This window comes from Streptomyces sp. NPDC001292, assembly GCF_042896465.1.
Classification (GTDB): domain Bacteria; phylum Actinomycetota; class Actinomycetes; order Streptomycetales; family Streptomycetaceae; genus Streptomyces.
In genome coordinates this window covers 1-25,205 of sequence record NZ_JBIAXG010000025.1, presented here as the reverse complement: position 1 = coordinate 25,205, position 25,205 = coordinate 1, and the positions used below count along the sequence as shown (strand labels likewise).

The following is a 25,205-nucleotide window of genomic DNA, read 5'->3' as shown; positions in this document are numbered from 1 at the left end:
CAAGGCGGGATGGCAGTGCCGGCCGTGGGCGCCCCAGGGCCGGCGTGCCTCATTCCGCCTCCCCCGTCGTGCCCCCGAGGCGGTCGGTCTCGGCGAGGGCCAGCATGCGCGCGGCGGTCAGTGGGTTCTCGGGGTCGGCCGCGGCGGCCAGCAGCCGGGCGGCTGTTCCGGCTGGCTCATCCGGCGGGACGACCAGGAGCACCCAGCGTCCCACGGAGCCGCAGTCCAGGGAGATGACGTGTGTCTCGTCTCCGGGGCCGGCCGGCTCCACGGCGATCACCCGGCCGGGCGCCATGACGGTGCGCGGGGTGTCGGGCCATTCGGCGGGGTCCACGGTGACCCGTACCGTCGTGTCCGGGTCCGGCTCCAACGAGCCGACAAGCGAGGGAAGTTCGAGCTCCAGCGCATCGCAGTGCGGCCACCAGGCCCCGTCCAGCGGGCCGTGGCTGACGTCCGGGGTGAGGGCCAGGCGAGGCGTGGGCATGCGGTACGTGTGCGCGTCGGCCGAGAGGCCTTCGGCCGGTGTTCCGTCGGATTCCATCGTGCGGTCCCGTCCCGGGAGCCGTCGGACGACTGCCCGTTTCGTCACTCGCCGGGAACGGCACCGCCGGTCGCGCTGCGCGAAAAGCTCTCGGTGCGGTCAGGTTACCTCTGGACGACGAGAAGAGGGCGGGTCAGTCGTCCGGCTGTGCCTCCTCTGGCTTCACCGGTCCTCCTGTTCCTCCTGTTCCTCCTGTTCCTCCTCCAGTTCCTCCATCAGACGGATGCCCTCGTGCGTCAGCGAGACGGTGGCGGGGGTGTGGTGTGATGTCCAGTCCACGCTGATCAGGCCCTCGTCGGTCAGATAGGCGCAGGCGGCGGAGAGGTCCTCGTCGGGCAGGGCCAGCTCGGCGCGCAGCGCCGATCCATTGACCTCGGGGCGGTTGCGCTCGACGGCCCCGTACAGGGATCGCAGGACCGCCTTCCGGTTGTTCTTGCGTTCGCGGAGTTTCGTCATGGCTGTCGTTCTCCGGTTTGACGGCCGCGTGGGGACGGAGGCGACGGCGGATCCTCGGGCCGCTCGGATCCGGGTCACACCTCGTCGGCGTGTGTCTGTGTCTGCTCTGTCGAGGTGCTGGTCGTGAGCCAGGACTGTACGGGTTCCGCCGCTTGAGCGGTGTCGAGGGTGATGTGGAGCCGGGTCCCTCCTGCGCGGCCCGCGGGATAGCTGCGCTGCTCGGTCGAGGCGAAGCAGCGCCGGAGCACTTCGGCGACGCGCCGGGCGACCTCGGGCGTCGCGGCCACGATGCGGACCTCGGCGTGGCCTTCGGAGGGAAAGGGCTCGTGCTTCATACGGACCTCCTGGCAGGTGAGGGTGCAACCACGACTGAGGTCGCTGCCCGACGCCCGTCGACGGTGCGGGCTGCGGCGCGTCACCACGGCCACCCCCTTTGAAGGGTATGCCGGGCAAGGGAATGTGCGTGCCACGACCGACCCCTCGCGGAAGACCGGTGCTCTCCCGGAACGGGCTGTCGCAGTCGTCGGCCGCCGCCGCGCCACCGTGGCGGGCCCGGCCGGGAGTACGGTGGAGACACCGAGGGCATGCCGCGCACCGGCTCCGACACCGGTGCCGCTCTTGGCGATCGGCGACGCCGGGTCGGCCCTGGTCCGCGCCCGGGGCAGGGTTCGACCCATGAGCGCGCACATGCTCCTCCCGACGACCTCGAACCTCCCCGTGCCCCGGTCGGCACCGAGCAGGTCGCGCACGCGCACGTCGGGCCGACCGAAGCGGAAGTGGGGATCCTCGCCCCGCGAGGGAGAACGTCTCCGTCCGCTGACGCGCGGCCAGGTCCAGGACCGCCTGCAGGAGCTGGGCGACCTGTACGCGGAGGTCTCCGGCGGTGGCCCCTGGGCGTGGAACGAGGCGCGTGCCGCCTTCCTGCGACACCTCGCGGCCGACGCACGACGACCGGGGTTCTCGTTGCTGATCGCGGAGACCACGGTCCTGACCGGATACGCCTACGGCTTTCCCGTGGGCGGCGCCGGTCCCTGGTGGGCGGGCTTCGACGGGCACGTTCGGGGGAGCCTGCTTCGCCGCGTCGCCCCTGGGCGGCTCTTCGTCGTCTCCGGAATCGTAGTCGCGTCCCGCGTGCGCCGGGAGTACCAGGACCGCGCCTGGAACCTCGCCCGGCGCCTGCAGCGGCGACTGCTCGCCGACCACGGCGCCGCGCTTGGAGTCACGTTGGTGGAAGCCCGGGACGCCGGGATGATTGAGACGTTGAGGTCGTGGGGGTGGCGGAGCGCCGGAGGCGACACTCACACGGCCGGACCGCCCGGCTCGTGCCGCGTGCTGGTGCTGTCTGCGGGGGCGTGAGCAGCGCCGTCATCGATCACGGCCCGCCCAGGTCAGCGCACGGGCAGGCGCAGGGCAAGGAGGGCTATGTCGTCGGTGCTGCCGGGTGGCATCCGGGAGGACAGCTGGTCGCACAGGGTGTGCAGCGGTTCGTGCGCGAGGGCGAGGACATGGCGGCGCAGCCGGCCGAGCCCGGTGTCCAGGTCGCTGCCGGGGATCTCGATCAGGCCGTCGGTGTAGAGCAGGAGCGTGGACCCCGGCGGCAGGGCGTGGGCGGCGCTCGGACGATGACTGCCGACGCCCAGGCGGGCTCCGAGGAGGAGTCCCTGACCGGCTTCGAGGTACTGCGCGTTCCCGTCGGGGGTCAGCAGCAGGGGCGGCGGGTGCCCGGCACTGGTCCAGCGCAGCGTCCAGGGGCCGGTGTCCGGGCCTTCCACCCGGGCGAGGACGAGGGTGGCCATCGGCACGGTCGTGATGGCGTGCATGGCGTCGTCGAGGCGGTCCACGACGGCCCCCGTCGGACCGGTGCGGTCCCAGGCGAGGGAGCGCAGGATGCCGTGCAACTGCGCCATGCCGGCCGCGGCGGTCAGATCGTGGCCCACGACGTCGCCGATGACCAGGGCGAGCGTGCCGTCCCTCAGTGTGAACGCGTCGTACCAGTCGCCACCGACCTGCGAGCCGACCGGAGCGGGCTGGTACCGGGCGGCCAGCTGGATCCGGCCGTGCCGGGGCAGCGGGGGGAGGAGGTTGCGCTGCATGGCCTCGGCGACGGCACGCTGGCGGCCGAACCGGCGGGCGTTGTCGATGACCGGACCGACCCGGCGGCCGATCTCGCTCACCACGTCCAGGTCGCCGGTGTCGAAGGGACGTGCCGGGTCGGTGCGCACCAAGGTCAGGGCACCGGTGACCCGCCGTCCGGCGCCCAGCGGCACCGTGATGGCGGATGCCGCACCGGTCGCTGAGAGGAAGGCGCTGTGAACGGCGGCCAGGGGGGTGTCGGGCGGTGCGCCCATGTCGGCCCGGTGCTGCAGGGCGGGATCGCCTCCGTTCAGCACCTGGACCAGGGGCGAGTGGGCCGCCTCCCCGGCCGGGGGCGGAAGTTGACCGCGCCAGTCCTCCTGTCCGGCGTCACGGCCCTCGGGACCGGTCACCGCCACCCGGTGCACCTGACGGGAGCCGACCCGGAGGTCCACCGCCGCCCAGTCGGCCAGGCGGGGAACCAGGAGCCGGCCCAACCGGGCGAGGGCCTCGTCCACCTCCAGGGTCTGGCCGAGCACGTCGGTGATCTCCGCGACGAGTGTCAACCGCTCGGTGAGTCCCTCCAGAGCGCTCGTACGGGCGGCTCGTTCCGCCTGTTCGGTGCGTTCCGTCTGCTCCCCGCGTTCCGCACGTTCCGCACGTTCCGCACGTTCCGCGTGTTCCCGGCGGGCACCGCGGTCCGCTGCGGTCTCGACGATGAGCACGACCATGCCCTGGGAGACGCCGTCCTGCGTCAGGGGAGTGGCCGACCAGGCGATCGGTACCAGCCGTCCGTCATCCCGCAGACACCTGTCGTTGTCCCCGCGCGCCGGACGCCCCTTGGCGAGGGCCCGCAGCAACGGGCAGCGCTCTCGTGCGATCCGGGCGCCTCCCGGGTCCCGATGGCACAGGTCATGCAGGTCCTGCCCGTACATCGCCGCTGTCGGGCGCCCCAGCAGCCGCTCGGCGGCCGGGTTGACCGCGACGATCCGCCCGGCCGGGTCGATCACCGTCACCGCCGTGCCCAGCTGCTCGACGACCCGATGCCACAGCCCCGGTTCCGCCGGCGACAGCCGCCGCTCCCGCTCTCCGCCGGGCCTCACGTCCTCCACCACGTCGCGCACCCCCTCACGGGACACTCCGCCGCGGGGGCCCGGTCCCCGGTTCACCGGAACTCCGGTGAACCGATGGTCCTGTGGGAACCCGGCCGCACGACTGTCACGACGATCCGCTCGGCGATCGGCGCGTGCCGCTACGCCGACGGATCGCTGGGGCGGTCCCGACCACTGCCGGTCTCGACCAGGATCTGCCCGGCCCGCCGGAGATTGCCGGTACGGACCGCATCGGCCATCGCGGCCCTCGCCGCGGGCAGGGTCGTGCGGCATCACGAGCAGCGAGAAGAGATCGCGGTCGCCACGGGTCACGAGGGCGGTGTCGTCCCCCACGACGGAGGAGTCGATGCGCACGACGCGTCCGTCGACAGTCATCCGGGTCGGCAGCTCGTCCCAGGCGTCCCGGTCCAGGCCGACGCGGGCGACAGGTCCGAGCCGGTCGGTCAGCGCGGAGATCAGGCTGGGCAGCTCGGCGCCCGGGTTCCTGGAGCGGGGCCACCACGCCCCGTCGAAAACGCCCTCACGGTCGTGGGTGGTCGTGAGCCGCAGGAGTGCCGTTCCGGGGCGCAGGGATTCGTACGCACCGTCCGCCAGGAGTCCTGCCGGGGGAGGGGGCTCGGAGACGGCCATGGAACTCACCTGCCTTTCGGTGCCGGCAGGCCGCCGACCGCCGGTGGCAGTGAGGGGGACGGTTACCGCCGAGGGCATGAAGACTCCTCGTGGTCCTCGCTACCACGCTACTCCCCGCCTGCCCGGTCGCCGCGTACCTTCCGTACGACCGCCTCGTCTCCACACGCACACCTCCGGCGGCTGTGCTGTTCCTGCCCGGGAACGGCGGGAGACAGGGCGTGCCCGAACTCGGCTTCGCACTGGAACGCCGGGCTGACGAAGACGCCGCCCATCGCGGTGGCCAGCCGAACGCTCCCGGCCCGCTGCCTGACCCGAGCCGCCCTGATCGGCACGGGAGAGGCCCTGCCACCGCACTGGCCTATCTGCGCCGACGGCACTCACGCTCACCGATGTCACGTCGGCCCACGGTCGCTTCCTGGAGATCCTTCACCCCTGATTGGCGGCCATGCCTTACCCACACGCCCGGACAGGCTGTCCCGGAGGCCCAGCAGTATGAAGGTCCTGGGGTGGGCCCGCGATGGGCGAATGTGCGCTGCAGCCGCTGACTGGGTGCTGCGGCTCAATGAGCCGTACCGACGTGATCGCGGCGTCTCATCACTATGTTGCGCCATCGTGCCCGGCTTTGTCAGTCCCCGTCGATCCATCGTGCTCGTACGGTGTTCGGGGGAGTGCGAGGTCGCCCCGGAGGGGGACTCCCGGATGAAAGGGCACTCGGTCAGGCGTAGAGCCATACGATGCGCTGCAGCAGGCGTTCGAAGTCACGGTGGGTGGGGCCGCCGGTGTCCTCGAAGGTGTCCAGCAGGATCACGGGTAGCGCGCTCTTGTCGGCCATGAGTTGGGCCAGGTCCCAGGCGAGAAGATGCGGGTGGAAGCTGAGGGCTTCCAGATCGGGCTCTGCCTCCAGGAGGTCGGCCGGACGGGAGCAGTCGGCGAGGGCACGGACAGTCGGCGAGGGCACGGACGGACTGGCGCCGCTCGCGCAACGCCTTGATGAGCGCTCCGGCTCCCTGTCTGAGCGCGCTGCCGACGGTACCGGACAGGAGCAGGGCGGGGCCTGGACGAGTGGTTCCCGAGAGCGGTGCAGGAACGCGTGCCCGAGCAGCCGACCCCTCCGAACGAAGGCACCCCCCGGTGCGAAATACTCTCCCGATGAGTTCACGCACTTCCCCGATCAGTCAGCCGATCACCATACGGAGGGCCGTCGCGCGGGATGCCAAACGGCTCACACGTCTCGTGCGTGGCTCAGGCGCCTACGAGGGTAAGTACGCAGCCGCAGTCGCGGGCTACCGGGTCGGGCCCGATTACATCGAGGCCCACCGCGCCTTTGTGGCCGTCGGCGCCGACGAGCATGGAGGCCGGGTCCTCGGGTTCTACTCGCTCGTCCTCGCTCCACCGGAGCTCGACCTGCTGTTCGTCGCCGACGAAGCGCAAGGACGGGGTATTGGACGACTGCTCGTCGCGCACATGCAATCCGAGGCCCGTGCCGCCGGGCTCGACCGTGTCATGGTCGTGTCGCACGTTCCCGCCGAGGGCTTCTACCGCCGCGTCGGTGCAGTACGGATCGGGACCGCCCTCGCGAACCCGCCCGCCGTCCTGTGGGACCGTCCGGAATTCGAGTTTCGCATTCCTTCGGAATGACGCGGTGTGCCGGTTGGCGGGGCACCGGCTTCGCCTGCATGGCGCGCTCCGTGTGTGCCGTCGTCTCTGCCCTGGCGAGGGGATCGCCTGCGCCGGCGGCCTCTCCCTCACCCGAGGCCGACGATCTGGAAGAGGCGTGCGACGGAGGCACTGGGTGCTGCACGTCGTAGCCGGCCCCCGGCGCTTCGCGCGATTCGGTGGGTGATGAGGAGAGTGTTGACGCCGCTGGAGCCCACGATCGTGACGCCGTCGAGGTCCAGCACCGTCCGGTACGAGGCGGCGCCGTGAGCAGCTGCGGCATCGAGAAGCTGAGGGGCACTGTCCCGGTCGATTTCGCCGCAGACCCCGCCACGCTGAAGCCCTCGAAGCAGGCGCGCGTGATCGACAATCGGTTGCCTTCTGGCGGCCCGTCGATGCCTTCCACGCTCTCCTCAACGACCGTCACCGACGTCGGCATCCTTGCGCTTCCGGACGGAAAGCCGCCTGCGCGTGGTGCTGGTAATGCACCGCGATGGAGATGACGATCGCCTTGGCCGATGACGGAGCCAGCATCGCCGAAGCCCGCCATCGAGCCGCCGCTTTCCCCACCCGCGGCCACCCGGCTGGGGTCTCTGAGCGGATCGTGGGCCTGACCCAGCTGGTGATCAGCGAGCTGGTCACCAATCAAGTACGTGCCCGGCCCCGTCCTTATGCAGCTGTGCTTGGTCGGCGGGGAGGTAAGGGGCACGGTTTGGGACACTGATCCCCTGCTGCTGGCAGCCTGGCGAGCAGACCTGCAACGGGTAGGTCGGCACTGTCTGGAGAACGTGAGGCCATCGCACAGGAACTCACCGTCGATCGGGAAGCGGTCGGCAAACGCATCACGGCCCGGATCCTCCTGGATGTCTGAGCCCGTCCCCGGCGCCAGCCGAAGGGCACTCTGAACTTGGCTCGTGCGCGGCCACGTCTCGCAGGATCTCCAGTCGGAGAGCGGTCCTGATCTGGGCCTCGGCGCGGGGTTGTGGCGGTGGACGTACGCGGCTTGGGACGCCGTTCAGCGTGGGCGAGCACCGGGCCGGTCCCACCGAGGACTGCTGTACGGGAAGCGGGGACAGCCATTCGAGTGAGCACTCTTCCTGATGTACCTGCGGTAGAAGCAGACGCACACTCCGTGGAGAAAAACTGTCATGGCAACAGTAGACATTGGCTCGTCGCAAGGTTACTATTTCCGTCGTACCCAGGAAGTCGAAGAGGGCACGGCAGACACGAACTGCCGCGCATGCAGGTCAAGCAGGACACGGCCCCAGGAGGGCCGTGAGCAGTACCCGCGGTACCCAGCAGTACAACCGAGTAATCGAAAGTAAGGAGCAGAACGCCATCCAGGATCGCCCGGGCGAGGAAGCAGTCCGCCCGGGTACCGCAGGCCCCGGATTGGAAGGTGGTCCCCGGTCACGCATCCGCGATCCCCGCAGTCCCGCCCTTCCAGGCGGAACCTGCGGACGAAGAAGGTCGGCGCAGTGCGCCGGTAGATGGTGTTGAAAGCTCGGGGCTCGGGTGCCGGCACGGCACCCGAGCCCCCCGACGCGTCCCCGGAAGAAGAGGTCTATGCCCCCTGCCAGTTCCCGTCCCGTCACCCCTCTCGATGACGACGACTACCCCGCCTACACCATGGGCCGGGCCGCCGAGATGCTCGGCACCACCCCCGCCTTCCTCCGCGCCCTCGGTGAACACCGCTTGATCACCCCGCTGCGCTCCGATGGCGGCCATCGCCGCTACTCCCGCTACCAGCTGCGCATCGCTGCCCGCGCCCGCGAACTCGTCGACCAGGGCACTGCCATAGAGGCCGCCTGCCGCATCGTCATCCTCGAAGACCAGCTCGGAGAGGCGCAGCGCATCAACGAGCAACTGCGCGCCGAGGGCGGCAAGCCTCAGCCGAAGACATCAACCTGATCAGAACGCCCGAACCCGAGGCGACCGATGCACTGCCGACGGACGAGGCCGCTGAGGGACCGCACCGCCGTTCCGCAGCTCAGACGGGCTCAACGCGTCAACCGGACTCCACGGAAGAGAGAACCGTGAGCGGGCGTGATGCACGTAGTGGGCGACGAGGGGGCGAACCCGGGGAAGAAGGAGCGGCAACCGAGAGGAGGTTGCCATGGGTGGCGGGGATCTGGAACTGGGGCAGCTTCTGGCCGCCGCTGAGGCGGCCCCGCCCCGGAAGTCCGTCGGGCGGAGCCGCGGCCGGAGCGGGGACCGTGCTGCCGGGCTATGGCTCAGGCGTCGATGATGACGGGGATGATGAGGGGCTTGCGGCGGTGGGTGCGGAACGCCCAGTTCGCCACGGCGCGGGCGAGGAGTTGTTCGAGTTGGCGCGCGTCCCCGACGCCTTCCTCGGCTGCGGTGGCCAGGGTCTTCTCGATGACGGGGATGACCGGCTCGAAGGTGGCGTCGTCGTGGACGAAGCCCCGGGCCAGGAAGTCGGGGGCCTCGGCGAGGGCGCCGGTGTCCGCGTCGACGATCGCCACCACCGTGACCACGCCTTCGGCGGCGAGGGTGAGGCGGTCCTTGAGGGACGCTTCGGTGGCGCCTCCGACTTCCATGCCGTCCACGTAGACGTTGCCGGCGGGGACCTTGCCGGTGATGGATGCGCGTCCGTCGACCAGGTCGACGACGACGCCGTCCTCGGCGATGACGACCCGGTCGGGGTCGACACCGGTACGGATGGCGAGGTCGGCGTTGGCCCGCAGGTGGCGCCATTCGCCGTGCACGGGCATGACGTTGCGGGGTTTGACGATGTTGTAGCAGTAGACGAGTTCGCCGGCGCTGGCGTGCCCGGAGACGTGCACCTTGGCGTTGCCCTTGTGGACCACGTGGGCGCCCCACCGGGTGAGTCCGTTGATCACCCGGTAGATGGCGTTCTCGTTGCCAGGGATGAGGGAGCTGGCGAGCAGGACGGTGTCGCCCTTGCCGATGCGGATCATGTGGTCGCGGTTGGCCATCCGTGACAGCGCGGCCATCGGTTCGCCCTGGGAGCCGGTGCACACCAGAGTGATCTTGTGATCCGGAAGCTTCTCCAGCTCCTTCGTGCTCACGACCAGACCGGAGGGGACCTTCAAATAGCCCAGGCCACGGGCGATGCCCATGTTGCGGACCATCGACCGGCCGACGAAGGCGACCTTGCGGCCGTGCTGGTGGGCGGCGTCCAGGACCTGCTGGATGCGGTGCACGTGGCTGGCGAAGCTGGAGACGATGACCCGGCGCGGCGCGGTGCGCATCACCTGCTCGATCGCCGGGTTCAGCTCTCGCTCGGAGGTGGTGAAGCCGGGTACTTCGGCGTTGGTGGAGTCGGTGAGGAACAGGTCCACGCCCTCCTCGCCGAGGCGGGCGAAGGCGCGCAGATCGGGCTCGTCGCCAGGACCAACCGACGTAGTGGGCGCCCACTCAGCGACGGTCATCTGCCCATCAGAGCTGAGTCAGGAACAGCGGGTCGCTCTGTGAACAGGGCCACCTGCCGCTTTCGACCCAGCGCATCAGACCAAGCTAAGTCATCTGACAGGCGCGCCGCGCCTGCCCGCCGCGCGAACATCAGGGCATGGGGAGACCGACGTCGTTCACGTCCTGAGCAGAGGGAAGAGCCGATGTTCAAGCGCATTCTCGTGGCGGTCGATGCGAGTCCGGCCCGCTTCGCCACCGTACGGATGGCCGGTGAGCTGGCTCGGCTCACCAGCGCCGAGGTCGTCGTCGTGCACGTCGTGCCCTCCGCTGTCCGCTGGGACACGGTCGTGCAGTTGGAGGAGGGCGGCGACGGCCAGGAGGTCATCGACGAAGCGGTCGCGGCGTTGCGGGAGGCCGAGGTGAAGGCGTCCGGCGACCTTCGGTTCGGCATGACCTTCGAGGTTCCGGGCCTCATCGCCGACGCGGCCAGGGACGTGGGCGCGGATCTCCTGATGATCAGCCCCCAGCACCGAGGCGCGGTGGCCGCGTTCTTCGACCCCAGAGTCAGTGACGCGGTGGCCCATGCGAGTCGAATCGCCGTGCTCTTCACGCCCGACGGCGAGCGACAGCCGGCGCCCGGCGGGTGATTCGCTCCCTTCCGTCACCGAAACCAGGGTTCGCCAGGGTGCCGACCAGTGACTGTCACGGGGGCGGACGGGGCCGTGCTCCGGCAAGCTGCCCCTACGAGGGCTGTGCCCGGCCTGCCTGCCGTCCGGGTTTCCGGCGTCCGGGGCCGACCGCGTAGCTTGTGCGCACGCATGGCGCGGTCACGGCCCGGACACGGAGGCGAGTCAAGAGCGATGAGTGGCAGCGGACCATGGAGCGGGCGCTCGCAGATCGTCGGGCGCATCGAGGACGTACAGCGGGTCTGGGACTTCCTCGACGACGCGTCGGGGCGCGGTCGTGGTCTGCACATCGTCGGCGAGGCCGGGGTGGGGAAGACGACGCTGCTGGACGCCGTGGCCGAGGTGGCGACCGAGGCCGGGATGCGGGTCCTGCGAGCCGCCGGCGTCGAGTTCGAGGCGGACGTTCCCTTCGCCGGACTCCACCAGGTCTTGTCGCCGCTGCTTGACGATATCGAGCAGCTCCGGCCCGAGTACCGTACGGCACTTGAGGTCACCCTCGGATTCTGTTCGGGGGAGACCCCGGATCGGCTGGTCCTCGTCAACGCCATCATGGCTCTGCTGCGCGAAGGCTCCGCAGAAGCCCCGCTGCTCCTGATCGTCGACGACCTTCCCTGGCTGGACCGCGCGAGCGCGGTGGCCCTCGGATTCGTCTCCCGCCGCCTGGCCGGCAGCCGGGTGTGCTTCCTGGGAGCGTCCCGCACCGGCTCGGAGTGCGTTTTCGACCACGGAGGGCTGGACGAGTTCGAACTGGCGCCGCTGGACGACGACTCCGCGCACCTGCTCCTCGCGGCGAAGTACCCGCGGATCGCCGCCCGGGTCCGGGCCAGGGTCGTCGCTGAGGCCCGCGGGAACCCTCTGGCCCTGCTGGAGCTGCCCACCGAACTGACCGGTGCACAGCAGTCCGCGACCCAGGACCTGCCGAACGTACTGCCACTGAGCGAGCGGCTGAGGGCTCTTTTCGTAGCCCGGATCAACGCGCTGCCCGTCGCCGGCCGTCACGTGCTGCTCCTGGCTGCCCTGGACGGGACCGGCGACCCGACGGTGCTGCGCCGTGCCGCCGGAGCGGATCCGTCCGCCTTGACCGCGCTCGGAGCGGCCGAGCGCGAACGGCTGGTGCTCATCGATCCCGTCGACCGACGTCTGACGTTCCGTCATCCGCTGATCAGGGCCGCGGCCGTGGCGGCGTCGACGCTCGGCGAGCGGCACGCCGCGCACGTTGCCCTGGCCGAGGCGCTGAAGGACCAACCGGAGCGGACGGCCTGGCATTTGGCCGAGGCCGCGATGCAACCGGACGAGAAGGTGGCAGGTCTGCTCCAGGAGGCGGGGCATTCGGCTCTGCGTCGTGGCGACGCGGTCCGCGCCGTCGCCGCCCTGACCCGCGCGGCGGATCTGAGCCCGGCTGCGCCCGACCGCGCCCGCCGCCTGGCGCAGGCGGCCTACATCGGCGCCGAGTCGACCGGCGACGTCACCAACGCCTCCGCACTGCTGCACCAGATGCAGGGCGACAACTCCCTCGGCGACGGCGCGCTGTACGCGGCGGCGGCAGCGGTGTACGTCCTCACCAACACGGACGCCGACCTCGGTGTCGCGTACCGGCTGCTCACCGCAGCGATCGAGGAGGCGGGCCCCGAATACGACGCCGACGACGCCGCGCTGATCGACGCGCTGCACACCCTCCAACTCCTGTGCTGGTGGATCGGCCGTGAGGAACTGTGGCAGCCGTTCATCGACACGGTGGACAAGCTGCGGCCCGCGCCCCCTCCGGTGCTGGCGCTCTCCGCGCTGGCCTTCCCCGACCCGGCGCGTACCGGCGTCGCGGCGTTGGCCGTCCTGGACGAGGCACGCAGCGTGCTGCGCGGCACGGTGGATCACACCTTGGTGGTGCGCGGCGCCACGGGCAGCGTCTACCTCGACCGGGTCGGTGAACTGAGGGACCGTCTGTGGGAGGTCGTGCGGTCCAGCCGCGAGGGTGGTGGCACCGTCCGCCGGCACATCGCGGCGCTGATGCACCTGTGCATGGAGGACTACCTCACCGGCGCTTGGGACGAGGCACAACAGCTGGTCGACGAAGGAAGGCTGCTCAGCGAGGCCGGCTACCCCTTCTTCACCTGGTACCTCGAGTTCGTCCAGGCGCTGCTGCACGGTGTGCGCGGCGAGACCGAAGCCGGTGAGGCGCTCGCCGAGCGCATGCTGCGCTGGTCGACGCGGCGCGGTGTGGGCGCCGCCGCGGTGCTCGCCCACCAGGCTCGGACCGTGGTGTGCCTGGGCCGCGGCGACTACGAGGCCGCCTACCGTCATGCCACGGCCCTCACGCCGGCAGGCGCGCTGGCCCCGTACACCGCGCACGCGCTCTGGGGCGTGTACGACCTCGTCGAGGCAGCGGTACGTACAGGCCGGGCCGACCAGGCATCGGCGCACCTGCGGGCCATGAGCGAGCTCGGGATCGGCCGGTTGTCCGACCGGTACGCCATGCTGGTCGAAGGCGCGGCAGGACTGTGCGCCGCGGACGACGAGGCGATCGACCGGTTCCGGCGCGCGCTCGCCGTGCCCGGGGCGGAGCACTGGGCCTTCGATTCGGCCCGCATCCGGCTGGCGCTCGGCGAGCGTTTGCGGCGTACCAATGAGAAGAACAGCGCGCGCGAGCAGTTGACGGCCGCGCTGCAGGTGTTCTCCCGGTTGGGGGCACAGCCGTGGGCCGAGCGGGCACGCAGGGAGCTGCGCGCTGCCGGGCAGCCCACCCGGCGGGCAGACAGGACCAGGTTGACGTCGCAGGAGCTCGAGATCTCACGTCTCGCGGCGTCCGGACTCACCAACAAGCAGATCGGCGAGCGCCTGTTCCTCTCGCCCCGCACGGTCAGCGCTCACCTCTACCAGGTCTTCCCGAAGCTCGGAATCACTTCGCGGGCGAGTCTGCGTGATGCGCTCAACACGCTGGAGGAGCTCAACGCCCTGGAGGAGAAGCCTGAGCCCCTGCGCTAAGTCGGTCGGATGACCGTCAGCCGTTACGGCCGGCGGATCAGAGTAGCTTGACCGATGGCGACCGCATGCCCGGCCGAGCAGCCTGGGCGCACCACGGCCACACGGCCGTGTCACGTCCAGCACCTCGCATGGAAGGCGGAGACCTCATGGCGGAGACCTCCGACGCACCGCCCTCACCTGTGATCCACCAGTCGTCGCCGCGCGCCAAGACAGAGATGGCGGGCGCGCACGGGCCGTGCGGAGAAGCGCAGTTCGGCCGGACGTCCGCCTGACGGCGGTCGGACGAACACCTCTCTCGCGATCATTGCCGCTGGAGCGGCCGCACAGACATGGCCCATGACGGGATCGGTCTGACCTCGGGGGTCCACGACGGAACGGGCCGGCACGCCCACATCTCACGCGCTACAGGCCGAAGTCGGCCTACGCGCCGGGCTGCCCCCGTACTCGTACTCCGCCGGCCGGAGCGGAACGTCCTGGGCGTTGTGAACTTCCCACAGGAGATCTCCTCATGAGTCTGGCATTCGGGCAGCCTGGGCCCATCGACGGTCTGGTCGGCCGGTCCGACGAGCGAGCGCGACTCGGCCGACTGGTGTGCGCCCTCCGCAGCGGGGTGGGCCAGGCGCTCGTTGTGCACGGGGCGCGCGGCGTCGGAAAGTCGGTGCTCCTCGACCGGCTCGTCGGCGAAGCCCATGGATGCCGCGTGCTCCGGGTGGCTGGGGCGCGGCCGGAGCGGGAGCTGGCGTTCGCGGGTCTGCATCAGCTGTGCGCGCCGTTGATGTCCGGGGCCGCGTCTCTGCCCGTGCCGCAGCGAGACGCGCTGCGGGCCGCCTTCGGGCTGGGCGGAGCCGATCGGCCCCAGCCGTTCCTGGTCGGGCTCGCCGTGATGACCCTGTTGACCCGCTCGGCGCAGGAGGAACCGCTGCTGTGCGTCGTGGACGACCACCAGTGGCTGGACCAGCCCTCGACGCAGGTGCTGGGGTTCGTGGCTCGCCGTCTGGCGACGTGCCCGGTGGGTGTGGTGTTCGGCTCTCGTGAGGCACCGAGGGAGCTCGTCGGGCTGCCGCAAATGCATCTGCGCGGACTACGGGCGCCGGATGCCCGGCAGTTGTTGGACTCGGTGCTCACCGGGCCGCTGGACAGCCGGGTACGTGAGCTGATCGTGGCCGAGAGCGGGGGAAATCCCCTCGCGATGCTCGACTGGGTGAGCGGTGCGTCCTGGGCCCGGCTGGCGGGCGGGTTCGGACTGCCGGACGCGGTGCCGCTCTCGGCTCCCGGCGCCGAGGGATTCGATCGCGAGCTCGGTTCCCTGCCGTCCGACACACAGCGCCTCCTGCTTCTCGCAGCCGCGGAGCCGTCCGGCGACGCGGCGCTGGTGTGGCGGGCCGCCCAACTCCTCGGCGTGCGTCTGCACGCACTCGCCCCGGCGGTCGAGGCGGGCCTGATGGACATGTCCACCAGAGTGTGCTTCCGGCATCCGCTGCTGCGATCGGCCGCCTACCGGGCCGCTTCGGTGGCGGAGCGGCAGCGGGCCCATCGGGCTCTCGCGGAGGCCACCGATCCGACCGCCGACGCCGATCGCCGGGCCTGGCACCGCTCCCAGGCCACCGTCGGTCCGGATGAGGATGTCGCGCGGGCCCTGGAGGCGTCCGCCGACCGTGCCCTGGCCCGCGGTGGTCCCGCGGCCGCCGCCGCGTTCCTGCAGCGCGCGGTGATGCTGAGCGACGATCCGCTACGCCGTACCGAGAGGATCCTGGCGGCGGCGCGGCGAAGCCTCCAGGCCGGTGCGTACGACACCACGCTCGACCTTCTCGCGGCGGCCGAGGCGTCCGCATTGGATGAGCGACAGGGAGCTCGGGTGGATCTGCTGCGTGGCCACGTGGGTCTCGCGTCCGCCGTCGACAGTCAAGCACCTGCCTTGCTACTCAAGGCGGCGCGGCAACTCGGAACGCTCGACACAGACCTCGCGTGCGAGGCCTACCTGACGGCCTGGAGGGCCGCCGTGACCTCCGGGAGGCGTGCCGCCGGCACCGACATCGGTGAGATCTCCCTGGCCGCGCGGGCGCTCCGGCCGTCGGAGCGCAACACCAGCGCCGCCAGCATGATGCTCCACGCCTGCAGCCTGCTGGGGTCCGGTGGATTGGAAGAGGCGGCACCCGCACTGCGAGGAGTCGTCGCCCACTTCACCGGCTCGGCGATCGACGCCGCGGAGGAACTCGAGCTGGGCTGGTTCGCGCAGGCGGCGGCTGTGGCTCTGTGGGACTTCGACGCGTGGCACGCCGTCCTGACCCGCCAAGTCCAGCTGGCACGTGAGGCAGGGGCCCTCGACAGGCTTCCGGCGTTGACTGCGTGTCTCGGCGTGTCCGTGGCCTGGAGAGGGGACTTCGCCACGGCTCTGAGGCTAGGTGCGGAATGCGACGCGGTCTGCGCGGAGACCGGAGTCACCATCGCGCCCTACGTCGCGACCAGGGTCGCCGCTCTGCGCGGTGACGAGGACGAGGCGCTGCCGCTCATGGCCCCCGCCTCGTCCGAGTACGAGGTGCGAGGCCAGGGCCTCGCCGCTTCGTTCGCCCACTGGAACGGCGCGACCCTGTGCAATGCCCTCGGTCGTTACGGCCAGGCTCTGGCCCTGGCCGATGCGGCCGCGCGGGAGATGCCCGGTCTGTTCGTGTCGCTCTGGGCACGGATCGAACTCGTCGAGGCGGCCGCGCGGGCCGGACAGCCGGACCCGGCACGCGAGTCGTACGAAGAGCTGCGGCGATCCACCCACGCCGGCGGAACCGCCTTCGCGTTGGGGATCGAGGCCCGCTCGCGGGCACTGGTGTCGACGGGGGCCGACGCCGAGGCGGCGTACCGCGAGGCGATCTCCTGTCTGAGGCACACGTGCCTTCGGCCCGAACTCGCCCGCGCCCACCTTCTCTACGGCGAATGGCTGCGTCGTGAGAACCGGCGGGGTGACGCCCGCGGTCAGCTGCGCACCGCGCACGACATGTTCTTCGAGCTCGGCGCGAACGCCTTTGCCGAGCGTGCCCGCCGCGAGCTGCTCGCAACGGGTGAACGTTTGCGGCGCCCGGGGTCCGGCGCCGGTGTCGCGCTGACGGCGCAGGAGACACTCATTGCCCGGCTGGCCGCGGACCGGTGCACGAACCCCGAGATCGGCGCGCAGCTCTTTCTCAGCGCGCGCACGGTCGAATGGCACCTGCGCAAGGTGTTCACGAAGCTGGACATCGCCTCGCGGCGGGAGCTGTCGGCAGCCCTTTCACGGCTGGACTGATGCAGGGTATGACTTTGAGATCTCACCCACCGGCTGCTCCGCCTGCCTCAGGTCACCGGTTGGTCGGAGCCGTGTTCTGGTCCAGGGCGGAGCTGAGTTCCCGCCGGGACGAGACGCCGAGCTTGCCGTAGACCTTGCGCAGGTGCCATTCGACGGTGCGGGCGCTGAGGAACAGTTGGGCGCCGATCTCCGGATGGGTGCGGCCCTCACAGGCGAGGCGTGCGATGAGGTTCTCCTGGGCGGTGAGGACGCTGGTGCTCGGCGCCGTGTTCTTGCGGACCCTCTCGCCGGTCGCCAGCAGTTCGTGGCGGGCGCGCTCCGCGAAGGCGTTCGCGCCGATCTCGGACAGCAGGTCGTACGCGGTGGGCAGCTGGGTACGCGCGTCTCCGCGCCGGTTCTCCCGGCGCAGCCACTCGCCGTAGAGCAGGTGGGCGCGGGCGAGCTCCGGACGGAGCCTGGTGCGCGTCAGGAGGGCGATGGCCTTCTCGTACAGTGCCTCGGCTGTCGCCCCCGTACTGAGCAGGGCCTGGGAGCGAGCTGCCACCCCGAGTCCGAAATCGGTGCCCCCGGCCTGCGCCGACTCGCTGAGCAGCTCCCACGCGGCCTCGGCCCTCTTCGGGTCTCCGTATCTGGTCGCGGCCTCGATCAGCTCGGGCAGTGCCCACAGCGACACGTACAGCCCGGGAGCGCCGCAACTCGCCTGCTCGGCGGCCGTGAGCGCTTCGTCGTAGCGCCCGTGGCTGTTGTGCAGGATCGCGGCCGCCCAATGGGCGTAGGCCACAGCGATGCCTTGTCCGGTGGCTGTGGCTTCGGCGGCAGTGGCCTCGATCAGTGGCAGGGCCGCCGCCTGATCACCACGGAGGCTCGCGAGCATCAGAGAGGTGAACGGTGCCGCCTGAGTACCGGTCGCCTCGCACACCGCCTCGGATTCGGTGACCAGCGCCGCCGCCGCGGCGAAGTCGCCGGCCCAGACCGTCGCGGTGCCGAGCGCCGCCAGCATCACCGGGTAGGAGTCAAGCACACCGGATGTGCGCATGATGCCGACTTGGCGCTCCAGCATGGCGCGCCAGGCGTCCATGTCCCACAGGGCGCTGCTGGCGGCCTGCGCGAACCATCCCCACCGCAGATCCTCCGCCGGGGCGATACCTGAATCCCTGAAGATGTCCGTCACGTGCCGCAATTGCGGAGCCGCGGCCGCCAGGCCTCCGGTGACGAGCAGAGTGAGTGAGTCGAGGACGAGCTCCGCTCTCTCCGGCCGCGCCGAACTCGGCAGTCGTTGGGCGGAGGCGGACACCTCGGCCAGCCCGGCGCCGGTGGCCAGGTCGCCTGCGAAGAGTGCCGACATCCATGCGGTCAGGTAGGTGTCGCGCGCCAGGCCGAGATCGAGTGCCTCAAGCCGCTCAGCGGCCTTCAGCAGCAGTGGCGGAGCCTCGCTCCCGAGGCCATGGGCGAAGGCGACATGCCCGCGGAGCAGGTCGATGCGCGCGCTCTGCAGTTCGGTCAGCGGAGCGGCCTCGGCCGACATCAGGAGTTCGAGGGCTGGTTCGTAGGCGCCGGCCCGCAGGTTCGTCTCAGCGGCCGCCAGAACGCGCTCCACGCGCCGGACGGGATCGAGGGAGAGGCGGACCGATCGCTCCAGGAACGCGGCAGCCGCGGCGGGGCCGCCGCGCGCCCGTGCCCGCCCGGCCGATCGCTCCAGCGCCGCGGCGATCTCCTCGTCGGGGGTGTCGCTCGCCTGGGACCGGTGCCAGACCTGACGGTCCGGATCGGTCTCCGCGTCCGTCGCCTCCGCGAGTGCGAGATGCGCGGCCTCGCGGTCCGCCGGCGATCCGGCCCGGTACGCCGCAGACCTGAGCAGTGGGTGGCGGAAGCGCACGCGTGTGCCGAACTCCGCGAGGTCGGCGTCGATGGCGGGCGTCGCCGCCCACCGCGGGATGCCGAGACGGGCCGCGGCGCGCCACACGAGCGCCGAGTCGCCTGACGGATCGGCCGCGGCCAGCCGCAGGAGCGACTGGGTCTGCTCGGGCATCGTGCGCAGGCGTCGGTGGAAGCTCTCCTCGATGCGACTGGACAGGGGCACGGCAGCGGGCAGTCCGAACCCGCCCGCCAGTTGCGCGGGGGTCAGGTCCCGCGGCAGCTCCAGCAGAGCGAGCGGATTACCGTCGGCCTCGGCCAGGATCTGATCGCGGACCTGCGGGTCCATGGGCCCCATGAGTGTGGAGTCGAACAGCGCGCGTGCGTCCGCCTCCGGCAGCCCGGTGATCCGCATCTCCGGCAGACCGGTGAGATCCTCCCCGGGCACCCTTGTGCCGAAGACGAGGGCGATCGGGTCCGCCGCCAGGCGCCGCGCCACGAACCCGAGTGCCTGCGCCGACGCGCGGTCGAGCCACTGTTGGTCGTCGATCACGATGAGCAGAGGCTGCTCCTCGGCCACGGAGGAGAGGAGGCCCAGGACGGCCAGCGCCACCAGGAACCTGTCCGGAGCCGACCCTTCTTCCAGCCCGAACGCCACGCGCAGAGCATCGCGCTGCGGTGCGGGGAGGTCCTCCGTCCGGTCCAGGAACGGTGCGCAGAGCTGATGCAGCCCGGCAAAGGCGAGCTCCATCTCCGACTGCAACCCCACCACCCGCAGCACATGACAGCCGGTGGCCTGGCCAGCGAGGAAATCCAGCAGCGCTGTCTTTCCCACGCCCGGGTCACCGCACAGTACGAGTGCGCGGCTCTCGGCGGCCCGCAGGGCGGTGACGATCTGGGTGAGCGCGACCCGCTCCGCCCTCCGGTCGACAAGGGCGTTCGTGGGACGACCCATCTCATGCTCCCAAAGCGGCCTGATCATGCCACGGGCAGGAACCGCCGACAATCCCCGGCGCCGCGCAGGTCGCCGGGGGTGAGCCCATGCCGTTTCAAGCCTCCGGAGTCAGCTGTGCGAGGTGGGTCAGCTCGCGTCGCGACCGGATGCCGAGCTTGCCGAAGACCTTGCGCAGGTGCCATTCGACGGTGCGGGCGCTGAGGAACAGCTGGGTGCCGATCTCGGCATTGGTGTGGCCCTCACGGGCGAGTCTGGCGATCAGAGCCTCCTGCGCGGTGAGGCTGGTGGTCGTCCGGGGACCGCGGGTGCGCACATGCTCGCCCGTCGCCAGCAGCTCCCACCGGGCCCGCGCCGCGAAGGCGTCCGCGCCCACCGCGCTCAACTGGCCTTCGGCCGTACGCAGATGCGTACGCGCGTCGGAGCGGCGGCCCTCGCGGCGTAGCCATTCGCCGTACAGAAGATGCGCACGGCCTAGATCCGGCCGGAACCCCGTACGGGAGAGCCGTTCGATAGCTTCCACGTACAGCTGCTCGGCGGCCTGGCCATCATGGAGCAGCGCGCGCGATCGCGCCTCGATGCCCAGACCCACGTCGGTGCCACCCGCGGTCGTCGACGCGGCGAGTGTGTCCATGTGGCCTGCCGCGAGATCCGGCCTCCCGGTGCGCACCGCCGCTTCGACCAGCTCCGGCAGAGCCCACAGCGCCACGACCGAGTCTGGCGAACTCTCGGCAGAGCGGGTGGCAGCTTCCAGCGCCTCCTCGTAGCGGCTGTGGCCGTTGTGGAGGATCGCCGCCGCCCAGTGCGCGTAGGTCACCGCGACGCCCTGACCAGTTGCCGGGGCGCTGGCGACGGCTGCTTCGATCATGGGCACGGCGCGGTCCGATTCGCCCCGGAGCGCGGCGAGGAGCAGGGGAGCGAAGGACTGGGCGGGGGCGCCGGTGGCTTCGCAGACCGCGTCGGACTCGGCCATCAGGACGGAGGCGTCGGCGACATCCCCGGCCCACAGCGTGACGGTGGCCAGCGTCGCCAGCACGATCGGCAAGAGGTCGAAGGCGCCGGCTCGGCGCATCACGACGCTGACCTGCTGCAGGATCGAGCGCCAGGCATGGTGATCCCACCGGCCGACGGCAGCCGCGTATGCGAACCAGCCCCAGCGCAGGACCTCCTCGTCGCTCAGGTCCGTGTCGGTGAAGATCCCCGTGGCTCTTCGCAGGGCTTCCTTCGCGGCCTCCGGTCCCTCAGCGATCACCAGAGAGAGTGCGTCGAGTACGCGTTCTGCCGGGTCCGGGCACTCGGACGCGGGCAGCTCGCGCGCGGCTTCCGACACGTCCCGCAGGCTGCCCCCGGTTGCGAGGCCCCCGGCGAACATCGCGGCGAACCACGCGTTCAGGTATGTCTCACGCGCCAGATCGAGGTCGAGCGGCCTGAGTCGTCCGGCAGCCTTCAGCAGCAGGGGCGGTGCCTCGCTGCCCAGCCCGGAGGAGAAGGCGACCCGTGCCCGCAGGAGGTCCGCCCGGGCGCTCTGCGCGTCGTCCAGCGGTTCGGTCTCCGCCGCGTGGAGCAGGTCCAGCGCCCTGTCGTACGCGCCCGCCTGCAGGTTCGCCTGTGCGGCCGCCAGCGTGCGGTCGGTACGGCGTGCGGGATCCGCGGTGAGCAGCACGGAGCGCTCCAGGAACGCCGCGGCGGCCGCGGGTCCGCCGCGTGCCCGCGCCCGACTCGCGCACCGCTCGAGGTCGGCCGCGGCGGCTTCGTCCGGGCCGGACGCGGCCTGCGATCGGTGCCAGGCCCGCCGGTCGGGATCGGCCTGCTGGTCCGTCGCGTCGGCCAGAGCCCGGTGCACCCTTTGCCGTTCCTGTGCCGACGACGAGCGGTAGACCGCCGAGCGCAGCAGGGGATGCCGGAACGAGACCCGGGTGGTGAACCGGGCCAGCTGCGACTCCACCGCGGGCGCGGCGGCCGCGTGGGCCGGCACACCGAGCCGTTCGGCGGCCCGGTGGACGAGGGCGGCGTCACCGGACGGGTCGGCCGCTGCGATGAGCAGCAGCAGGCGCGTGTCTGCCGGAAGAGCGTCGAACTGGCGCAGGAAACTGTCCTCGATGCGGCTCCACAGCGGCACGGCTCCCGGCAGCCCGAACCCGCCCGCCAGGTCCGCCCGCTTCAGTCCGCGTGACAGCTCCATCAGCGCCAGGGGATTTCCGGCGGTCTCAGTCACCAGCTGCTCGCGTACGCGTTCGTCGATCGGCTCGGTCAGCAGGGAGTCCAGCAGGGTCCGGGCCCCGCTGTCCGACAGACCGGACACGCTTAGCTCGGGCAGTGACCGCAGCTCCTCGGACGGTGTCCGTGTCGCGAACACCAGACCGACCGGTTCGGCGGCCAGCCGCCGGGCGACGAACCCCAGGGCCTGGGCCGAGGCCCGGTCCAGCCAGTGATGGTCGTCGACCACACAGATCAGGGGCCTGTCCGAGGCGACCTCGGACAGCAGGCTCAGGACGCCCATCCCCACCAGGAACCGGTCGGGCGGCGCCCCCTCGCTCAATCCGAGTGCCACGCGCAGAGCCGCGGCCTGCGGCGCCGGCAGGCGGTCCATCCGGTCCAGAAGGGGCGCGCACAGCTGGTGGAGTCCTGCGAAGACCAGCTCCATCTCCGACTGCACACCGGCCAGACGGAGGACCCGGCAGTCGGACGCCTCAGCGATCAGGTGGTCCAGCAGAGACGTCTTCCCGACACCCGGCGCACCGCGCAGCACCAGAGTCCGGCTCCGGCCTCCGCGCACGGCGTCGATGAGCTGAACGAGCCGGTCACACTCGCTCCGGCGCTCGATCAGTCCGGCCCCGGGCGCACCATCTCGTACGGGCAATTGCGTCCTCCCCAGCGGATCCGAGATCCGGGCACGATGCCGCCGGAACGGAGCGAAATTCTATGACGCCAAGCCTCAGAACGGCCTGCCGCACAGCCAATTGACCTGGACAGACAGCCGTCAGTGTCGAAGGAAGTCCAGCAGGATCCGGTTGACCTCGTCGGCATGCGTCCACAGGAGTCCGTGGGGTGCGCCGGGGACCTCGTGGTACGCGGCCTGCGGCAGCAATTCGTGCAGGGGGCGACTCGTGGCGTCCGGCGGGAGAAGTCGGTCATGCGCGCCGTGCACGATCAGCAACGGGAGGTCCAGAGAGGCGAGGTCGGCGCGGAAGTCGGTGATCCAGGTCGGGATCACCGCCACGGCTGCCCTGGACGACGAGGAGGTGGCGATGTCCACGAATCGGTCCGCCGCGTCGACCGCGATCCTGCTGCCCAGGTTCTCGTCGCTGTTGAAGTAGTCACCGCGGAGTGTGGTGAAGAACGCCCGGAGGTCTCGGCGGGCCAGGGAGATCAGCGCGTCGAACGCGGCCAGCTCGATGCCCTGCGGATTCTCGGCGGTGCGCAGCAGAGACGGGCCGAGCCCGGACAGGAACGCGGCCCTGCTCACCCGGGCGGATCCGTAGACGGACAGGTAGCGGGTGATGTCACCGGTTCCGGAGGAATGGCCCACCAAGGCCGAGTCGGTCAGGTCCAGTTCGGTCAGCAGGGCGTCCAGGTCGGCCGCGAGGATGTCGTAGTCGTAGCACGGTCCGTCGTGCGACGAGCGGCCGAACCCTCGGCGGTCGTATGCGATCACGCGATGGCCCGCGGCCAGCAGCGGAGACATCTGCCGGTGCCATCCGCGGCGGTCGAGCGGATAGCCATGCACCAGCACCACGGGTCGCCCCGCACCCTGGTCCTCGTAGAACAGCTCGACCGCGGTGCCGTCGTGGTCGACAGTGATGTGAGGCATGACCATTCCCAGGGCGTCGAGGCGCGCGGAGCTGGGGCGGATGCCTCCGGCTCCCGTCCAGCCTGATCGCGCGGACCTCCGGTCCGCATCGGTCATTTGACTGTGTTCATCCAGAACCGGGGCGGAGCAGGCCCGGCATCAGGAGTGGCAGTGGAGCCGGACGATGATGGTGTCGCCGGGGAGGTCCGCGAGGTAGGCCTCGCTGCCCTGCCGCGGGGTGGGCTTCGGAGGGTCGTGCGGGCAAGAGCTGGGATTGCAGGTGGCGTGGACGGCGTGGGTGCCGCCCTCCAGCCACCAACCGTCCAACGTGAGCACGTCCGTGTTCGGCGGGTGTGGCCCCGTGAATTCACGGATGTACTCCGCACGGGATCCTTCGTAGCCGATCACCGGGTGCTCTAGGGGATCAGCGGGGCCCACGAATCCCAGGTACCCCATGTCGAGGCTGACGGGGTGGTCGAGGTAGGCCCTGATCAGCGGCTGGGCCCGGTAGGCTCGCGTCTCTGGCCATGTGCGTCACGGTCGTCGGTACCTCACCCGTGGACAGGCCGACTCCGGAGTTGTCGAGCAGGATCACCTCACGGTGCCGGGCGAGGCTGTCGACCAGGGTCGGATCCCAGTTGTCGAGGTTGCCGCGGAAAACGCGCCCCGCCATTCCATCGGTGGGGCGCTCTGCGTGCCACGGTCGAGGTACTGGCGCCCGACGGCGAGATGCATCCGGTACAGGACGCGCGGTGGGCTCGATGCGGGACGGCCAGTGGCTGGTCGGCTACGGCGTCGCCGGCGTCTCCTACCACTGGTGGCAGGTGCGCTGTGAGGCGCGAGCGACCATCGGCCGCGACGGAACCGCGGTCGTGCGCAGCGCCGCCTGCGACATCGGCACCGGCACCCGTACCGTCATGACGCAGCTCACGGCCGAACTCCTGGGTCTCGACCTCGAACAGGTCCACTTCGACCTCGGTGACTCCAGCATGCCGTGGTCGCCGGCGGCCGGCGGGTCGGGCCTCACCACCTCACTCGGCGGGGCCGTGCATGTGGCTTGTGGAGCGCTGCTGCGGAAGTTCCTGGATCTTGCCGCGAGCGACGCCGACTCACCGCTGACGGGCTGCGGGATCGACGACGTCACGGACACTGCCGGACGCCTGCACCGCAAGGACGACCCGGGTGCGGGGGAGAGCTACGCCGAGATCCTGGCACGGCACGGCCTGGACGAACTGACGGCCGACGGGGAGGCGACGCCGCCCGATCCGACTCGGACCGGCACGGCGCTCACCCCGCCCTTCGCCGTGAAGTTCGCCGAGGTCAGGATCGACCCGAACCTGGGCATTCTCCGGATCGCCCGGCTGGTCACGGCCGTGGACGCCGGACGGATCCTCAACGAGAAGCTCGCCCGCAGCCAGATCATCGGCGGAACGGTCGGCGGCATAGGCCAGGCCATCTTCGAGGACACCGTCTTCGACCCCGGCACCGGGCGTGTGGCGAATGCGACGTTCGCCGACTACCTGATCCCCGTCAACGCTGACGTGCCGGACCTTGACGTGCTCTTCGTCGGACAGCCCGACCCGCAGACGCCGATCGGCACGAAGGGCGTCGGCGAGCTGGGGATCCCGGGCACGGCCGCTGCCATCGCCAACGCTGTCTTCCACGCCACGGGGCGGCGGGTCCGTTCCCTTCCGATCACCATTGAGCAGTTGTTCTAGTAGGGCTCCGTTAGGTCGTTGTGGATCTTGCTGTGTGGTGTCTGATCCGGGTTGTGGGCAGCGGCTGGCGGCAGGTGGTGCAGATGCCGGT

The 25,205-nt window shown here is 70.9% G+C and carries 17 protein-coding genes and 1 pseudogene; 7 read left to right on the top strand and 11 right to left on the bottom strand.

Annotated features, from left to right (window positions below; translation table 11 throughout):
- Positions 1-49: 49 nt before the first annotated feature.
- From ACFY4A_RS24520 to ACFY4A_RS24510, 3 genes are all read right to left on the bottom strand, one after another.
- Entirely contained in the window at positions 50-484 is a 435-nt protein-coding gene (locus ACFY4A_RS24520) for a DUF5994 family protein (protein ID WP_390831494.1), read from the bottom strand.
- 219 nt (positions 485-703) lie between these two features.
- Complete coding sequence (locus tag ACFY4A_RS24515; protein WP_390831493.1) at positions 704-997, bottom strand: hypothetical protein; 294 nt, start codon at positions 995-997, stop codon at positions 704-706.
- Between the two features lie 74 nt (positions 998-1,071).
- On the bottom strand, positions 1,072-1,332 hold the full coding sequence (locus tag ACFY4A_RS24510) for a hypothetical protein (RefSeq protein ID WP_390831492.1): 261 nt from the start codon (positions 1,330-1,332) through the stop codon (positions 1,072-1,074).
- A gap of 340 nt (positions 1,333-1,672) precedes the next feature.
- On the opposite strand from ACFY4A_RS24510, the gene ACFY4A_RS24505 reads away from it, so the two are divergent.
- Entirely contained in the window at positions 1,673-2,353 is a 681-nt protein-coding gene (locus ACFY4A_RS24505; protein ID WP_390831491.1) for a hypothetical protein, read from the top strand.
- 32 nt (positions 2,354-2,385) lie between these two features.
- On the opposite strand, the gene ACFY4A_RS24500 is transcribed toward ACFY4A_RS24505, so the two are convergent.
- Positions 2,386-4,812: a DUF5994 family protein gene (locus tag ACFY4A_RS24500; protein ID WP_390831490.1), complete on the bottom strand. Its 2,427-nt coding sequence runs from the start codon at positions 4,810-4,812 to the stop codon at positions 2,386-2,388.
- Positions 4,813-5,527: 715 nt separating this feature from the next.
- A complete protein-coding gene (locus ACFY4A_RS24495) occupies positions 5,528-5,770 on the bottom strand; it encodes a hypothetical protein (protein ID WP_390831489.1) in 243 nt (80 codons plus the stop codon).
- Between the two features lie 191 nt (positions 5,771-5,961).
- Here ACFY4A_RS24495 and ACFY4A_RS24490 point away from each other — a divergent pair, with 191 nt between their 5' ends.
- Complete coding sequence (locus tag ACFY4A_RS24490) at positions 5,962-6,450, top strand: GNAT family N-acetyltransferase (protein ID WP_390831488.1); 489 nt, start codon at positions 5,962-5,964, stop codon at positions 6,448-6,450.
- 107 nt (positions 6,451-6,557) lie between these two features.
- Here the strand turns inward: ACFY4A_RS24490 and ACFY4A_RS24485 are convergent, their stop codons facing one another.
- Positions 6,558-6,782, bottom strand: a complete 225-nt coding sequence (locus ACFY4A_RS24485) for an STAS domain-containing protein (RefSeq protein WP_390831575.1) — start codon at positions 6,780-6,782, stop codon at positions 6,558-6,560.
- Between the two features lie 1,252 nt (positions 6,783-8,034).
- On the opposite strand from ACFY4A_RS24485, the gene ACFY4A_RS24480 reads away from it, so the two are divergent.
- A complete protein-coding gene (locus ACFY4A_RS24480; RefSeq protein WP_390831487.1) occupies positions 8,035-8,379 on the top strand; it encodes a MerR family transcriptional regulator in 345 nt (114 codons plus the stop codon).
- Between the two features lie 323 nt (positions 8,380-8,702).
- Here ACFY4A_RS24480 and ACFY4A_RS24475 read toward each other — a convergent pair.
- Positions 8,703-9,830, bottom strand: a pseudogene (locus ACFY4A_RS24475) (ribonuclease J); the annotation flags it as partial.
- Positions 9,831-10,067: 237 nt separating this feature from the next.
- On the opposite strand from ACFY4A_RS24475, the gene ACFY4A_RS24470 reads away from it, so the two are divergent.
- The 3 genes from ACFY4A_RS24470 to ACFY4A_RS24460 all read left to right on the top strand — a co-directional run bounded on the left by ACFY4A_RS24470 (position 10,068) and on the right by ACFY4A_RS24460 (position 16,800).
- A complete protein-coding gene (locus ACFY4A_RS24470) occupies positions 10,068-10,511 on the top strand; it encodes a universal stress protein (RefSeq protein ID WP_390831486.1) in 444 nt (147 codons plus the stop codon).
- Positions 10,512-10,724: 213 nt separating this feature from the next.
- Entirely contained in the window at positions 10,725-13,529 is a 2,805-nt protein-coding gene (locus ACFY4A_RS24465; protein ID WP_390831485.1) for an AAA family ATPase, read from the top strand.
- 508 nt (positions 13,530-14,037) lie between these two features.
- Positions 14,038-16,800, top strand: a complete 2,763-nt coding sequence (locus ACFY4A_RS24460; RefSeq protein ID WP_390831484.1) for an ATP-binding protein — start codon at positions 14,038-14,040, stop codon at positions 16,798-16,800.
- A gap of 52 nt (positions 16,801-16,852) precedes the next feature.
- Here the strand turns inward: ACFY4A_RS24460 and ACFY4A_RS24455 are convergent, their stop codons facing one another.
- From ACFY4A_RS24455 to ACFY4A_RS24440, 4 genes are all read right to left on the bottom strand, one after another.
- Entirely contained in the window at positions 16,853-19,609 is a 2,757-nt protein-coding gene (locus tag ACFY4A_RS24455) for an AAA family ATPase (RefSeq protein ID WP_390831483.1), read from the bottom strand.
- A 94-nt stretch (positions 19,610-19,703) separates the two neighbouring features.
- A complete protein-coding gene (locus ACFY4A_RS24450) occupies positions 19,704-22,466 on the bottom strand; it encodes an ATP-binding protein (RefSeq protein ID WP_390831482.1) in 2,763 nt (920 codons plus the stop codon).
- A 120-nt stretch (positions 22,467-22,586) separates the two neighbouring features.
- Positions 22,587-23,417: an alpha/beta fold hydrolase gene (locus tag ACFY4A_RS24445; RefSeq protein WP_390831481.1), complete on the bottom strand. Its 831-nt coding sequence runs from the start codon at positions 23,415-23,417 to the stop codon at positions 22,587-22,589.
- A 138-nt stretch (positions 23,418-23,555) separates the two neighbouring features.
- Positions 23,556-23,852: a hypothetical protein gene (locus ACFY4A_RS24440; protein WP_390831480.1), complete on the bottom strand. Its 297-nt coding sequence runs from the start codon at positions 23,850-23,852 to the stop codon at positions 23,556-23,558.
- A gap of 71 nt (positions 23,853-23,923) precedes the next feature.
- Between ACFY4A_RS24440 and ACFY4A_RS24435 the strand changes: the two genes are divergently transcribed.
- Positions 23,924-25,114: a xanthine dehydrogenase family protein molybdopterin-binding subunit gene (locus ACFY4A_RS24435; protein WP_390831479.1), complete on the top strand. Its 1,191-nt coding sequence runs from the start codon at positions 23,924-23,926 to the stop codon at positions 25,112-25,114.
- Positions 25,115-25,205: the final 91 nt, after the last annotated feature.

Excerpts from the sequence above, each read along its gene's own strand:
- ACFY4A_RS24520 (WP_390831494.1), bottom strand. The coding sequence starts at position 484 with ATGCCCACGCCTCGCCTGGCCCTCACCCCGGACGTCAGCCACGGCCCG.
- ACFY4A_RS24515 (WP_390831493.1), bottom strand. The coding sequence starts at position 997 with ATGACGAAACTCCGCGAACGCAAGAACAACCGGAAGGCGGTCCTGCGA.
- ACFY4A_RS24510 (WP_390831492.1), bottom strand. The coding sequence starts at position 1,332 with ATGAAGCACGAGCCCTTTCCCTCCGAAGGCCACGCCGAGGTCCGCATC.
- ACFY4A_RS24505 (WP_390831491.1), top strand. The coding sequence starts at position 1,673 with ATGAGCGCGCACATGCTCCTCCCGACGACCTCGAACCTCCCCGTGCCC.
- ACFY4A_RS24500 (WP_390831490.1), bottom strand. The coding sequence starts at position 4,812 with ATGGCCGTCTCCGAGCCCCCTCCCCCGGCAGGACTCCTGGCGGACGGT.
- ACFY4A_RS24490 (WP_390831488.1), top strand. The coding sequence starts at position 5,962 with ATGAGTTCACGCACTTCCCCGATCAGTCAGCCGATCACCATACGGAGG.
- ACFY4A_RS24480 (WP_390831487.1), top strand. The coding sequence starts at position 8,035 with ATGCCCCCTGCCAGTTCCCGTCCCGTCACCCCTCTCGATGACGACGAC.
- ACFY4A_RS24470 (WP_390831486.1), top strand. The coding sequence starts at position 10,068 with ATGTTCAAGCGCATTCTCGTGGCGGTCGATGCGAGTCCGGCCCGCTTC.
- ACFY4A_RS24465 (WP_390831485.1), top strand. The coding sequence starts at position 10,725 with ATGAGTGGCAGCGGACCATGGAGCGGGCGCTCGCAGATCGTCGGGCGC.
- ACFY4A_RS24460 (WP_390831484.1), top strand. The coding sequence starts at position 14,038 with ATGAGTCTGGCATTCGGGCAGCCTGGGCCCATCGACGGTCTGGTCGGC.
- ACFY4A_RS24455 (WP_390831483.1), bottom strand. The coding sequence starts at position 19,609 with ATGGGTCGTCCCACGAACGCCCTTGTCGACCGGAGGGCGGAGCGGGTC.
- ACFY4A_RS24445 (WP_390831481.1), bottom strand. The coding sequence starts at position 23,417 with ATGCCTCACATCACTGTCGACCACGACGGCACCGCGGTCGAGCTGTTC.
- ACFY4A_RS24440 (WP_390831480.1), bottom strand. The coding sequence starts at position 23,852 with ATGGGGTACCTGGGATTCGTGGGCCCCGCTGATCCCCTAGAGCACCCG.
- ACFY4A_RS24435 (WP_390831479.1), top strand. The coding sequence starts at position 23,924 with ATGTGCGTCACGGTCGTCGGTACCTCACCCGTGGACAGGCCGACTCCG.